Annotated in this window: 9 protein-coding genes and 1 pseudogene; 6 read left to right on the top strand and 4 right to left on the bottom strand. The window is 40.8% G+C overall.

Features of this window, described 5'->3' with window-relative positions:
* The coding region (locus tag CAG57_RS12040; protein WP_237666065.1) for a methyl-accepting chemotaxis protein at positions 1-1992 on the top strand (1992 nt) is incomplete at its 5' end.
* Between the two features lie 218 nt (positions 1993-2210).
* Here CAG57_RS12040 and CAG57_RS12035 read toward each other — a convergent pair.
* On the bottom strand, positions 2211-3524 hold the full coding sequence (locus tag CAG57_RS12035) for an FAD-dependent oxidoreductase (protein WP_099610962.1): 1314 nt from the start codon (positions 3522-3524) through the stop codon (positions 2211-2213).
* Between the two features lie 333 nt (positions 3525-3857).
* A complete protein-coding gene (locus CAG57_RS12030; protein WP_161427395.1) occupies positions 3858-5900 on the bottom strand; it encodes a GNAT family N-acetyltransferase in 2043 nt (680 codons plus the stop codon).
* A gap of 91 nt (positions 5901-5991) precedes the next feature.
* Here CAG57_RS12030 and potD point away from each other — a divergent pair.
* Positions 5992-6215: pseudogene (gene potD / locus CAG57_RS16240) on the top strand (spermidine/putrescine ABC transporter substrate-binding protein PotD); the annotation flags it as partial.
* Between the two features lie 58 nt (positions 6216-6273).
* On the opposite strand, the gene CAG57_RS12025 reads toward potD, so the two are convergent.
* A complete protein-coding gene (locus tag CAG57_RS12025; protein ID WP_161434049.1) occupies positions 6274-7245 on the bottom strand; it encodes a ParB/RepB/Spo0J family partition protein in 972 nt (323 codons plus the stop codon).
* Positions 7246-7252: 7 nt separating this feature from the next.
* Positions 7253-8470 carry a ParA family protein gene (locus CAG57_RS12020; protein WP_099610965.1) on the bottom strand — a complete coding sequence of 406 codons (1218 nt, stop codon included), beginning with the start codon at positions 8468-8470 and terminating at the stop codon, positions 7253-7255.
* Positions 8471-9799: 1329 nt separating this feature from the next.
* Between CAG57_RS12020 and CAG57_RS12015 the strand changes: the two genes are divergently transcribed.
* The 4 genes from CAG57_RS12015 to CAG57_RS12000 all read left to right on the top strand — a co-directional run bounded on the left by CAG57_RS12015 (position 9800) and on the right by CAG57_RS12000 (position 13531).
* Positions 9800-11776, top strand: a complete 1977-nt coding sequence (locus CAG57_RS12015) for a replication initiator protein RctB domain-containing protein (protein WP_099610966.1) — start codon at positions 9800-9802, stop codon at positions 11774-11776.
* Positions 11777-12174: 398 nt separating this feature from the next.
* Positions 12175-12372 (top strand): PA3496 family putative envelope integrity protein, encoded by a 198-nt coding sequence (locus CAG57_RS12010; RefSeq protein ID WP_099610967.1) that lies wholly within the window; start codon positions 12175-12177, stop codon positions 12370-12372.
* A gap of 156 nt (positions 12373-12528) precedes the next feature.
* On the top strand, positions 12529-12738 hold the full coding sequence (locus tag CAG57_RS12005) for a DUF3283 family protein (protein WP_099610968.1): 210 nt from the start codon (positions 12529-12531) through the stop codon (positions 12736-12738).
* A gap of 73 nt (positions 12739-12811) precedes the next feature.
* Positions 12812-13531, top strand: a complete 720-nt coding sequence (locus tag CAG57_RS12000; RefSeq protein WP_099610969.1) for a YebC/PmpR family DNA-binding transcriptional regulator — start codon at positions 12812-12814, stop codon at positions 13529-13531.
* Positions 13532-13568: the final 37 nt, after the last annotated feature.

The raw sequence follows: 13568 nt of genomic DNA, 5'->3' as shown, positions 1-13568 counted from the left end.
ACACTATTCTCTATTAGTTGGCTAATAATAATAAATGAGGCTTATGCTATGTATTGGAAAACGCTATCAATTCGTCGCAGAATTAACTGGGTTCTCTCTATCATCTTGGTCACATGTACGCTGATTGCGATGGGGCAACAGGCAATTCGTACATCAAATGATCAATTGAGTGAGCTTAAGTCGCATACTCTGCCAAGTCAATTACGCGGACTCGCTTTTGAAATCAGTAATCAGTTACAGCCCGCGATCACAGGATCAAATTTTCTTGCTCACCATTCTGGCCTATTAGATTGGAGCGCCCAGCAACAATCTATCTATCGCCCGGCTGTTGCTCACCAGGCTTTAGAAAATGCAATGGCTCGACTCGGCGCAGACAATGCATTTGCCGTATTAGATAGTGAGGAAGGTAAATATATTTTTACTTATGATGGTCAACATCGAGCCACTCGTCTTAACGATTATCCCTTTAAAGATTTCTATCCCAACTTTCTCGGTAAAAACAAGCCCGTTGAATTAAACATGAACCAAGATCAAGTAGGTGGCCAATACGTTATTTTTATTAATTACCGTAGTACACAAATCAATCCTCTAACCAATCAACCTTATGTGGTCGCGGGATTAGGTTTCAATGTCAGTAGTCTAGTCAATATGATCGAAGGTTTTAGGATTGGCTCTAATGGCCGCGCCATGCTGGCATCTAGTGATGGAAAAATTCAAGTTGCTCCTGATGACTCTGTGTTAGCAAACCACGCAACGAGTCAAGTGCAGCAAGCCATCATCGCAGGGAAAACCACACCGGTTATAACAGAAACCATCGTTAATCAACAAACTTATCTGATTGGTTCTTACTGGTTAGCCGATTTGGATCGCTTTGTGGTGGTTGAAATTCCTGAATCTCAAATCACCTCACCGATCGTAGATCAATTTATTCAATCGCTGCTATTTACGTTGATCTTTATCGCTGTCGCCTTAGTGATTATGCATGTTGTGGTTACAACGTTAACTCAACCGATTCAACAACTAAGTAATGAGATAGATCATATCGCTCATCATCTCGATTTGAGTCACAAAGTGAATATTTTTGATGGCGCAGAAGTAGCGAATTTATCACAGAAAATTAATCTCTTTATTGAGCGATTCCGAGATTCATTAAGTTCAGTCAACCAGACTGTCGCTGAATCGCAAGTGGCGTTTTTACAATTAAAGCATAACGCCAAAGAGACCAATCAAGCAACTGAACAACAACGCAGCGCTTTAGAGATAATTTCTCAAGCCAGTCAACATATTACAGAACGGACCGAAGAAGCAACACGGCTTGCTAACCATGCTGGAGAGCTTTCAACACAAGGCAATAGCTCATTACAAAATGCCCTCTCTGCGATGCAGAGTAGCCTCAACCACATTGAACAACTGGGTTCCAATATGGCAACCAGTCAGCAAAGCCTGCAACAACTTAATAGCCATATTGAAAATATTCTCCGCGTACTAGAAGTGATTAGTTCTATCTCCGAACAAACGAATTTATTAGCATTAAATGCGGCCATTGAAGCCGCAAGAGCCGGAGAGCATGGTCGAGGATTTGCCGTCGTTGCCGATGAAGTACGTTCACTTTCTCAGCGCACCAGTGAGTCAACCACGGAAATTCAAGACATCATCAATAAGCTGCGATCAGCGTCGAATTCAGTGACGACACAAATTGAAGTTGTGCATGAAAATAGCCAACACAGTTTGACCACTCATCACCAAGCCGTCAATGATGTTCAGTCCCTCAATACCACACTACAAGCACTCTTTTCGATGAATCAACACATCGTTCAAGGTGCAGAAGAGCAAAGTGCAGCGGTACTGGAAATTAATCAAAGCATCGAGAATTTAAATGAACAAAGTAGCCGCACGGAACAACTCACCCAACAAGGTGAGCATTCGGTGAACGGGGTAGCAAAACAGATGACTCATTTAGCGACAAAGATCAGTCAGTTTAAGGGGATATAACGGGTTTAGTGTTATCCCCAAACCACTTGGCGCTGCAGATAGGCGGCAAGTGAGTGACAAATTTGTCTGGAACAAATTTGAATAGCGGTAGGCTGGCCTTTGGTGAAAGCCACGGATGGCTTTCATCATCCCCATGAGCATAGGCAGGCTATGTGATTGGGGTGAAAGAACGTCCCCAACACCCCTGCAGCTTCAAGTAGGAAGGGGATAAAAAGACGCTACATTGGTGTATAACCATGGAGCATCATGTCATAAATCGGTCTAATCACCGATTCTTTAACCTTCCAAGCAAAACGACTACTTTTTAAAGGATCAACCACTTCAAACGGTAGCGCTGTCATCGGCTGAAGAGTAAAGTCAAACTCCCATAACATCGCATGTCCCACATCTAGGATCATTGGACAAGAAGTATACCCATCCCATTTCGCAACTAAGGGCTTATCTGTTATCAGCGCCGTTAAATTTTGCGTCACCACCGGAATTTGTGTTTTAACCGACGCCGCTGTCTTACCTATTGGCGTACCTACATTATCGCCCAAACCAAAAACATTATGGTAACGCTTATGCTGCATCGTATATTGATCGACCTCTAGATACCCCTTAAATTGCTCGTTATCTGCCAATGGCGATTCTCTGATGCTTTTAATGGCCGTCATAGGGGGAGCAACATGTATAAAGTCCCAATCAACAGTGTGTGTCGATTGGTCTGCTAGTTGAAATGTGGCTCGTTTTTTACTGGTATCAATCGACGTTAAAGTATGCTGAAAATGTGGCTCAATACTGCGCTGCTGCCAAATCTCTCGTATTCGCTGGTCAAACACTTTAACCGAGAAAAGGAAGTTTTCTGACGTAAAATAATCAAAAACGAAATCGTCCCGATGACCGGCGTTAGCAACAAAAGACTCCACCAAATTAGTGGCTTTCATTGGTGCACCCGCACACTTCATCGCTCCTTGGGGACGAGTAAACACCGCTTTCCCTCCTTGACTATGAGCAAAGGTTTGAGCTTGTTGATGACTAGCGATTCCTGCTTGTGGGCTGTAATAGATGCTGGTTATCCCATTTTGGCCGATTTCTTGCGGATCAAACCCTTCGATTAAGTCATAACGAAGTTCAACCCCCGTCGCGACAATCAAGTAATCATAGCTGATCACTCGGCCATTTTCTGTTACCACTTGATTCTGCTCAGGTTGATACTCAACAACTGAATCTTCAACCCATCGCACACTCGTATCAATAAAACGTTCATTCGCACTGATCACATCACTGGCTTGTGTATAAACTCCTGCAAGTAACAAAGTTTGGCCCGGTTGATACCAATGAAAACCACGCGGCTCTATCACGGTTATCGTTGCACCGTCCAAATGATGCTCCAATTGGTTAGCAATACCAATTCCAGCGGCCCCTCCTCCCACAATTAAGATTTTGGCATTTGTTGTTACTTTAGATAATTCTCGATACCCAACACCGGCGGCACTCACAACTCCAACGCCGATGCCAGCCTTTAAAAAAGTTCTACGCGAAATCGACATGTGCTCTCCTGCATCAAAAGATATATTACCAGCGAAGAGTTGGCATCGCTGATAATATTCCCCCTTCTAAACCTCTTGATTTGCCATTCACTTCCTTTGTTTTCGCAACTTTAATAAAGAAAGAACAGCTCCCTAGCCATTTCTATTCGTAATTCGTAACGTCAGATTATGAACATAAGCTTTCTCTTATAAAATAGGCATAATTAACAATAAGTGCTAACTGTAAAATAATAACCTGTCGACTTGATCAAACTTTATGCCTTTACAACATCATTATGACTATCAGTTAAATAAAACAATGCCAATTTACACTGTAAATAGCGCTATGGTTGATCATTTGAGTTTACAGTGTAAATCAGCGATTAAATCATTCAGTTGTTGACGTAGTACATACTCTATTTGCTTTCGGCCAGTATAACCATAGCGAAGCGCACAAGACTGCCATGAATGCTGCTGTAATACTTTAACGATCAATAAATCAGAAACCTGAACAAGATGAAAAATATCCAACAGCCATTGTTCTATCCAAACCGCCACACTCTCATAATTAGCTCCCCCTAGAGAATAACGATGAATAAGAGCCTGCAGCGAAGTATTAGCGATCTTTTCATGGTTAGATAACACAACGGTGTTCAGTAACGCACGAACCAATTCTGGCTCTAATGCGTGCAACGTATCTTTAAGCGCATACTGAAGGTATGGAATAAATTGTTTTCTTGCCTCATCGAGCCAATCAACCTGTTGACTATAAACCATCAACAATGAATAGCAGCCACTGGCTTGATCACGATGAGAACCTATTTTAATCGGATAAAATTGATTCTGTTGCCAAAAATAAATCAATTCAGCAGTAGCTCCAAAACTCGTCGCAATATAGTCACAAGGATTAACCTCGATAAAATGACGTAATAAAGCACTGCCTAAGCCTTGCTTTTGCCTCGCTGGATGTACAGCGATACGCATCACTCGCCAACATGACTGATGAGCCGCCTGAGAAATACCTAACTGATTTGCGATCGTTATCGCCGCTAAATGTCCTTTGGGACGACGCTTTCCTAGTTGAATCTGTTCAATCAATTTATGATCAAGTTGTCCTTCCCGTATAGCTAAAAGACAACCTAAGTAATGACGTTGATTACGGGCAATGAAAAGCTGAATATGGTCATCCGCTAAAAGGTGAAATAAATCATTAGGGGAGGTTTGATAATGTGCATTCACCAATAAAGAAAATACCGCATTTAATACATCAGGTTGATCCAACAACTCTTGTTTTGTCACGGCATGATAAAACACTGGCTCAGAATCATCATGCATCAGTTCAAATTCGAACTCATTATCAAGCAGAAAGGTTTTCCGATGCCAAGCTTCTAAAGGATCGTCCGCTGCCCAGCGAATAGGTTGCTCTAAATGAACATGACGCATCTGCGGACGAACTTGTTTTAACCAATGTTGAAATTTAAGTGTGAAACCACGCCCACATCCTTCATAGCCATGAATGGTGGTCGAGAAAACAGCTCGAGGATACTGTTCAACAAATAATTGAAGAAAAGAAAGAGGTAACGCTGCGGCCTCATCGACCAATAATAGATCACATGAAGGTCGATGACGCTGTATCTCATCGGGTGGCAAATAGCGAAGCACCGATGTTTTATAATGCAGGACACCTTTTGAATGTTGTCCTGATGGTAATAAACGCTGCGCAAAATCAAATACCGGAGCAATAGCCGCAAGGGTAGGTGCAGTGACAATAATAGAAAGAGAGCGAGATAACATTAAGCGAGCAACAGCGATACCTAAAGCACTGCTTTTTCCCCGACCGCGATCCGCCGTTAAGACTAAGGGACGTTTTCGATGCCCCTCTACGACTCGAATAATCTGCTCAACTGCCATATTTTGCTGAGTAAAATCATGTCGCTGATCCACCAAATCCCTGGTGGGAATAGCTGGCCAATTTTGTTTATTGATGACCAAAAGTTGCTGTAACGCACGAGTTAACCAACGTTTATCAGCACGAAAGACTGATTCATCATGGCCAAAAATAAATAGTAAGCCCCCGCCAATCAAAGTACCCAATGCGGCGCTAAAACTATTGGCATCCCATCCACTAGAACAGTCACAAACAAGCACATCACATTCTTGCCCAAGCAAGCGTTGCCCTTGATTATAAGCAACGCTTTGGCCTAAATCGGGAAAAAGAGCTGGCCCGCCCAGTTGGAAAATCATTGGATTCTCAAGCTGGCTGACTCCTTGTTTGAGCATTGTGCGACTCCATTCCGCTTCCGCTTGAAAATATAAGCCGAGGCGACAGTAGCTCGAACATACAGAGGATTTCAGTTGTTTGATGTATTCACCAAACTGTATCGTTAAATCAACCATAAAAAATCAGATCATAGAACAGAAGCCATAATGGTAGCACAAGCATCATTCACCACCCACATTCCCTCGTCTGCTAGTGAAAAAATGGAGGGGTAGTAAAAATAAAGCCTTAGCGAATAAATTGATCAATTTTATGTTTGAAGCTAAAAACCAAGCGGAGGTCGTTAATAGCTTAGGTTATGCTTCAGCAACGCAATCAAGAAGGGGATATTTATCCAACAGAGGAAGTGATAAAAAAGGGAGTTTATTAACGATGCCGGGCCAGCAGCTTTAGCTCTCTACGACAAATATTGGCAACGCTTGCGTAATCAATAATACGCAAGGGGCTGTATCAAACTAAAGTAGCCCGCTTTGGCGGGCTACTTTAAGCAGACTAACTTAGTTTTTGTTGTATAAAATCAAGAATTTCTTGCATCGAACGATCATCGACTTTCTGCAAATTCATCGTTAATTGATTTCCTTTCCGCGTATAATGAACTCGACCTTTGACCAATTCGACCTTATTACTGACTGCTTTTTTAGGTGGAATTAAAGACTGAATCCATTCTTCTATCGTCTCCGTGACCTCTTTAGTTATACGAGCGACACCTTGAGACTGGCAATGCTGCCAAACAAACCCATCATGTTGCTGGCATTTAGCCAAAAGCTCCGCTTGTTGTGCTTCAGTTAACTCATTAAACTGTTTGTGTAATTTCACAATAGTTGGTCGCCCAAGCTCAACGACATTGGGATAAGCCTGTAACAGAGCAAGCGGTAATGAAGCGGCTTTTAAAGCACCACTCACCAAAGCTTCACTACATTGAAACATTTTTGCTAATGCTTTTTGATCTTCTGCAGCACCGCTGTCAAGCTGTGCCTGCATCTCTTTTCCTTTCTCATATAATGAAAGTGGTTTATGCGCATTGGCCACATCCGAAAGAAATTTTGCATGCTCCGTATTAATATTATCAGCAACATAGACTAAAAAATCTTGTTGAGCGAGAATACATGACTTGCGACGGCGACTACCATCTAAAATTTCAATTTTGCCATCATCTTTACGACGGCCCACCGCTGGAAACTGTTGACCACGCTCTCGTAGCGAATTGAGAATATCAGCTAATGCATGCTCATTAAGAAACGACTGTTCACGAGCATTTTGAGCAAAAACGACCGTGCTTTGTTCTATTTTATTGGCCGGAATTCGAATCAATTCAAAAGTGACTAGATCTTCACCAGCAACAGCCAACTCTATCACTTGTGCTTGAGCTTTCGCAGCAGCCTGTGCTTCTTGAGGTGTTGAAGCTCGCCGCTTATCTGCTTTTCCAAATAACTTCGCATTCAACTCAGACGTTTTTATTGCCATTTATCATTTACCCCTGATTCAATGAAGTCCAATGTGTATGCAGTACACGCTCTAATTCTAAGGCACTTTTTTGTACCGCATCCTGAGCGGTAGCCAACGTCTTTTTGCCCCCCTCAAAATCACTGGTAGTTAGATCAAAAACCGTACTATAAGTATCGGCACAGGTTTCAAAAGCACGGCTACGCGGAATCGTTGCCATCATGACTTGATCACCAAGTAAATAATTCATTTCTGTTAAAACAGAGACCTGCTTTTTATTATCATCTTCAAACATCGTTGGCATCAGACGGACAAACTCCAACCCTTTCCAATCCTCGGGAAACATTTCATAAACCGTTGGTAGATGTTGAAAGAAGTTGACTGTGGAAGCCCAATCCAAACGTTTGGCGGCACAAGGAATCAACAGCGCATTTGAAGCATACATCGCATTCCACACCAAAGGATCAACGTGTGGCCCAGTATCAATCATGATAATGTCAAATTCATCTGCAATTTTATCGATCAACTTTTCTTTTAATAAACGAACAATATCCAAGGATTGATTCTGTGACAAATATTGCCAAGCTTCAGCATTGAACATGGCGTCTTCCGGAAATGCTGAAATAGTTTTCAGGTTAGGGTATTGAGTCGGTAATAAGACATTTTTTTGTAAAAATGACTTATCAATCTCGGTGCCTTCTGGAAAATTATCCAACATAATATCAACCGCTGAATAAATATTGCTGTGTTCTGCCAAGCTGATTTGTGGATTTAAAAACAAACGTAAAGAGCCTTGAGGATCCAAATCAATTAAGCAGATTCGATATCGCTTATCTAAATTTAGTGCTAAACAAGCCGCCAAATGCACCGCCGTCATTGATTTGCCGGTTCCACCTTTTTGGTTTTGCACATTAATAATCCAAGGCTTATTCTCTGTATTCTTTTTGCGTTGATGGAATTTCAACACACCCGCCGCATCCATAAGCATATGGGCTTCAGCAAGAGAAATAGAGTAGTGATTAGCATTATTTTTTGTAAACTGATGGCCAGAAGCCTCTAGTTTAGCGATCGCCTCATCAAGTTTTCGTCGCGTCAACCCTGAACGTGTTTCCATTAACGCTTTCGACATCGGTGGAAAATGTTCATCACGACGCTCTTCTAATACAATCTCGATTCGATCGGCTTGAACCTGCTGAGTCTGCTCAGCCAGCCGATAGAGATTCTCTATTGTTTGTTCTCTTTTCATAGTCATTTCCATAACTGATTCCCATCCATCCAATTGTACAGCAAATTTTATTATAAACAATAAAAAGGTGAACATTCACTTTCATAGGTCAATCACAATAAATAGAAAAACAAGCATCAATTGACCTATTATTAACATAATGCTGAGTTTTTATTTTTAAAAAATTGTGCAGATTAATACTCATTATGCGATCAAATGAAAATGTCACACTGTCACACATTTACAATGTAAACTGAATAAATAAGGAAGAGAAAAGTGAATCAATACCACTCGATGTATAAGATCAATCCATCGGAACGATTAGTTCCAATCAATAAACTACGGCTAATGTATTTTCAATTGAATAGAATCAATCCATATCAGCTGATAAAGCCATTAAAAGCTCGATTTTTAAGCTGTTATGGACAGAAATGGGCTTTTTTATCCTCCCAGTAAGGAATACTTACCCTTAGACAGTTGTTAGTACCCAGAAGATGGGCTGATTCTAAGTATGGAACGATGATCAAGGGAATCCTCATGATCATGTTTCCGTAAAAAAAAGAGTCAATGGAACAATGATCAAGGGATAAATGGATCGAATCGGGTAACGCAATCAACGTAAAAAAGATCATTGCTGCACGGAAAAATGATCAAGTAGTATAGATCTCCCGGAAGCATGATAAAAACAAGATAATTTACGGTAGATGTCAATTGTAATCAGGCTTGCTGTTTAGCATCAATCGGATATAAAACGGCACAAAATGCCTTGTTAAAGATAGAAAAGCACAATAATAACCATGATCATGCTTTCGTTAACTTTAGTAACAATCTTAAAAAAGCATATTGCTGTGTAAAGTGTTATTTGAACCACTTTTCAAGTATTAATCGCTTAAAATAGCCGATATTCATCACTCTCTTGATCATTCTTCCAATACAAAAGTAAGAGCAAGGGCATTCTAAACCAACAATAAAAACGAATTATGCTTTAAGACTGTGGATAAGTTGTGAATCCCACTTGATCATTATTCCTAACTACTATTGATCATTAATTCGAATATGTGATGATCATCGTTCAAGTGGTCTTTGATCATGCTTACTGAGACGCAATGATCATCGTTACGCAACAGACATGATCATGCTTCTGGCGCAGTAAAAAAAACATTATTTATAAACAACCACTTAAAAGCAAAGCGGCGACCAGATCATATGATCATACTAATCAATACTGATCAGAATAATCAAAAAGATCAGTTATTTAAAAACAATAAATTTCTCTTTATTTATGATCATTTTTTCTTTATGCTCTTGGAACCATAGCAATATTACGGCTAATGCAAAACGGAAAAGAAGATGACCGCTGAAGAAAAATTGCTGATCAATGCCCCCAGAAGCCACAAAGATGGGCATCTTTTTGAAATTTCAGAAGCTGCGGTCGATTGGATTGAACAGTATCAGCATTTTAAAGGTGTCACAAAAAGTATTGTTGAACTGTTAAACCTCATTTCTTTACGTGGTTTTAGAAGTAAAGATGGCTTAGTCTCAACCACTGAACTAATTGAAGCAACAGATGGCCAACTCACTCGAGCTGCAATCCAACAACGCCTAAGAGCGGCGGTGGCGATTGGTTTATTTAAGCAAGTTCCCGTTCGTTTTCAAGAGGGTCTAGCAGGAAAAACCATGCTTCACCGTTTTGTTAACCCAAACCAATTGATTTCTGTACTTGGATCAACCAGTTTAGTGACAGAGTCTGTTAAGCAAACCGAAAAACGTAAACGTTCAAAAGCATTAGCACAAACGCAGGTTAATCAACGTTTATTGCATGAACATGGCCTAAATACACCACCAGCCATGAAAGATGAAGCGGATCAATTTGTCGTTTCACCAACCAATTGGGCTGGGATCATTGATCAAGCTTTAGCACCGCCTCGTACTCGAAAAAATTATCAAAAATCGATGGTTTCGATTTCAGGAACTCGTGCTGTGATCGAGACTCGCTCATCAAAAAATATTATGACTGTCGATGATCTGATGACGCTCTTTGCACTGTTTACCTTAACTGTACAGTACCACGATCATCATCAAGAAGATTACCAACTCAATGCTAAATATGTTCCCAACAAAACCCCACTCTACATTACCGATATTTTGTCATTGCGGGGTAAAAAAGACAGTGGACCAGCAAGAGATTCAATCCGAGATAGTATTGATCGAATTGAGTTTACCGACTTTCAATTACATGAACTAACAGGACGTTGGTTGAGTGAGAACATGCCTGAAGGGTTTAAAAGTGATCGTTTTCGTTTTCTCGCTCGTACCATTACAGCTTCAGAAGAAGCGCCCACCGAAGGAAGTGATGGTGAAATACGCATCAAACCTAATTTATATATCCTAGTTTGGGAACCTTCGTTTTTTGAAGAATTAATGACCCGTGATTACTTTTTCCTATTTCCACCGGAAATCTTAAAACAACACACCTTGGTGTTTCAGCTCTACTCTTACTTTCGTAGCCGTATGTCACGCCGCCACACGGATGTCATGTTGCTTAGCGAACTCAATCAAAAATTAGCTCGTAATATTGAGTGGCGACGTTTTTCGATGGATCTTATCCGAGAGTTGAGACGTTTAGCTAAAAAAGACAAAACAGAGGATCATTTTGAAGTGAACTTGTGGGGGTACCATTTAACCATAACCAGTTTGCTTGAAAAGGATAAGCTCTCCGATTATCAGGTCGATATAAAATGCAATGTTGAAGAGGTGTTACGTTATTCTCGTGCTAAAACCACCAATGCGGGTAAACGAAATATGGCTCCAACCCTACCTAACCCGCTGCGAAATGAAATGGTATCCAAACAAAGGTTAGATGAGTTATCAGAAATTATTGATGGCGAATTTGAACCGATTCAGAGAAAAGCGCCTTCTCCGCGAGGAAAGTTAGGACGTCGAGTTAAACAGCGTAAGCATTTGGTTGAGATTAATGCTGACGAGATTACCATTACTTTATCTAAGTATACCTCACCAGAGGCTCTAGAACGCAGCATAACGGCTTTAGCAGCAATGACTGGACATGCACCTTCATCGATTCGAGAAGAGTGCCTAGAGCTGATAGATAAGCTTGATTGGTTAAGAGCCGATGAAGAGATTATTCCTTATGAGACACTGAGTAAGGTGATTGATCTTTATAATAAACAAAACTGTGATAAACACTTATCGATCGAACGGGTGATCTCGGGTTTAGCTGTACGCCGAAAAGTGTGTAAATTAGTCTATGAAGGGCATCTAGATGACGCCGTATTCCGAGCTTTGGACGATGTGGCTATTGGTCTTTGATCGCTGGTTTAAGTGGATAAGATCGTAAGCAAAATCTAATGACTTTAAACCAATGCCATGTTTTTAGCGAAGGTGGACGAGTCTCGATAAGGGCTCGTTTTTTTATTTCTTTCTGTGCGATGAATTACGCGATTTTGCTTCGATCTACTGGTCTGAATTCTCGATCGTGCGTGCGGAGTGATAAGCTTAAAAATGAGAGGTTGATCGATTTTATTTTTTGAAGATAATTCCTCAAATGTACTGCTATATTTCAGGTTGAGCAAAAGATAATTGAGTGATTTATTGATTAGATACTTGAACTCTCGTTTTAGTCACACTCTAGCTTAAATTTACTTAACAAGATTTAAGCCTTTTGCTACAGATTACTTGTCCTTGGCATGGTTTGTTCGGAGGTTGCAATGTCTATAAATTCAATTGACCATGATGAAATGACTAATATCACAAACAAGTGGGACTTCATGGATGAAGTAGAGACACAACGCCCAGTGAAACACCTTAAGTCTGCCGAAGCTCGTCGGCGTATTGAAACGCTACGAGAAATTCGTGAAAGCGGCTTAACTATTGAGGAAGCGAAGGAATTGGGTCTACTTCATTAGAAGTCCCTAATGAGCAGATTGATAAGGGTGGCATAAGCCACCCTTTGTTTTTGTCGTTTTGTTGATTTTAGAGGGTTAAGGTAATATTTTGCTTCTGAATTTTGCACATTTTTATGCTATATTCGGCGGCACGTTTGACTGATTGTAGATTTTCTTATGCCTTTTAACCTTGCACTGCTTGATGCAGAGCAGAAAAATAAAATAGAGCTAGATAAACAAGCTTCTTTTTTAGTTTGGAAGATGAAGCAGGCAAAATGTGGACCCGATGTCGTCACTAAACAGCTTTCTAAACTGGTTTCTGAGCAAGAAAAGACATGGTTTCAGCAGTCAGTGGATAAATATAAACGAATAATGGGTGTCGCGTAGCGTTCATTATTAAACAAAAATGTTCCATTTTTGTTTACCCGTCGCATTAAATTGAACTAGAGAGAACATCCCAATGGGAAGAAGTTTTGAAGTGCGCAAAGCCTCTATGGCCAAGACTCAAGGCGCAAAGATTAAAGTTTATTCCAAATATGGTAAAGAAATTTACGTATGTGCTAAAAATGGTGGCGCAGATCCAGACATGAACTTGTCGCTTCGTCATTTGATTGCCAAAGCGAAAAAAGATCAAGTACCAGCACATGTTATTGAAAAAGCACTTGATAAAGCCAGTGGCGGTGGCGGTGAAGATTATCAACCCGCTCGCTATGAAGGTTTTGGCCCGGGTGGGGTGAGTGTGATCGTTGACTGTTTAACTGATAATGGTAACCGTACTTATCAGGATGTTCGCCAATGTTTTGTGAAAACAGGCGCAAAAATTGGCACGCCGGGCGTAGTGGCACATATGTTTGATCATCAGGCGGTATTTCAATTCAAGGGTGATGATGAAGAGTCTGTTTTAGAAGCATTGATGATGGAAGACGTCGATGTGACTGATATCGAATTGGAAGATGGGGTGATTACCGTTTTTGCGCCGAATACTGAATTCTTTAAAGCGAAAACAGCCCTGACCAATGCATTCCCAGAGCTAACCATTGATGTGGAAGAGATCACCTTTGTTCCACAAAATCAAACCGCTATTAGTGGCGAAGACGCAGAAAAATTCCAGAAGTTTTTAGATATGCTGGATGATTGCGATGATGTTCAGCAAGTGTATCACAACGCGGATATCGCATAGTTATATCAATTGCCGAGTTTGTCTCGGCTTTTTTATT

This window comes from Vibrio sp. V30_P3S12P165, from assembly GCF_009904905.1.
GTDB lineage: Bacteria > Pseudomonadota > Gammaproteobacteria > Enterobacterales > Vibrionaceae > Vibrio > Vibrio fujianensis.
The sequence above is the reverse complement of the archived record's forward strand: the minus strand, read 5'-3'. Positions and strand labels throughout refer to the sequence as shown.

Coding starts and splice junctions, on each gene's coding strand:
- CAG57_RS12035 (WP_099610962.1), bottom strand. CDS start 3,524: ATGTCGATTTCGCGTAGAACTTTTTTAAAGGCTGGCATCGGCGTTGGA.
- CAG57_RS12030 (WP_161427395.1), bottom strand. CDS start 5,900: ATGGTTGATTTAACGATACAGTTTGGTGAATACATCAAACAACTGAAA.
- CAG57_RS12025 (WP_161434049.1), bottom strand. CDS start 7,245: ATGGCAATAAAAACGTCTGAGTTGAATGCGAAGTTATTTGGAAAAGCA.
- CAG57_RS12020 (WP_099610965.1), bottom strand. CDS start 8,470: ATGAAAAGAGAACAAACAATAGAGAATCTCTATCGGCTGGCTGAGCAG.
- CAG57_RS12015 (WP_099610966.1), top strand. CDS start 9,800: ATGACCGCTGAAGAAAAATTGCTGATCAATGCCCCCAGAAGCCACAAA.
- CAG57_RS12010 (WP_099610967.1), top strand. CDS start 12,175: ATGTCTATAAATTCAATTGACCATGATGAAATGACTAATATCACAAAC.
- CAG57_RS12005 (WP_099610968.1), top strand. CDS start 12,529: ATGCCTTTTAACCTTGCACTGCTTGATGCAGAGCAGAAAAATAAAATA.
- CAG57_RS12000 (WP_099610969.1), top strand. CDS start 12,812: ATGGGAAGAAGTTTTGAAGTGCGCAAAGCCTCTATGGCCAAGACTCAA.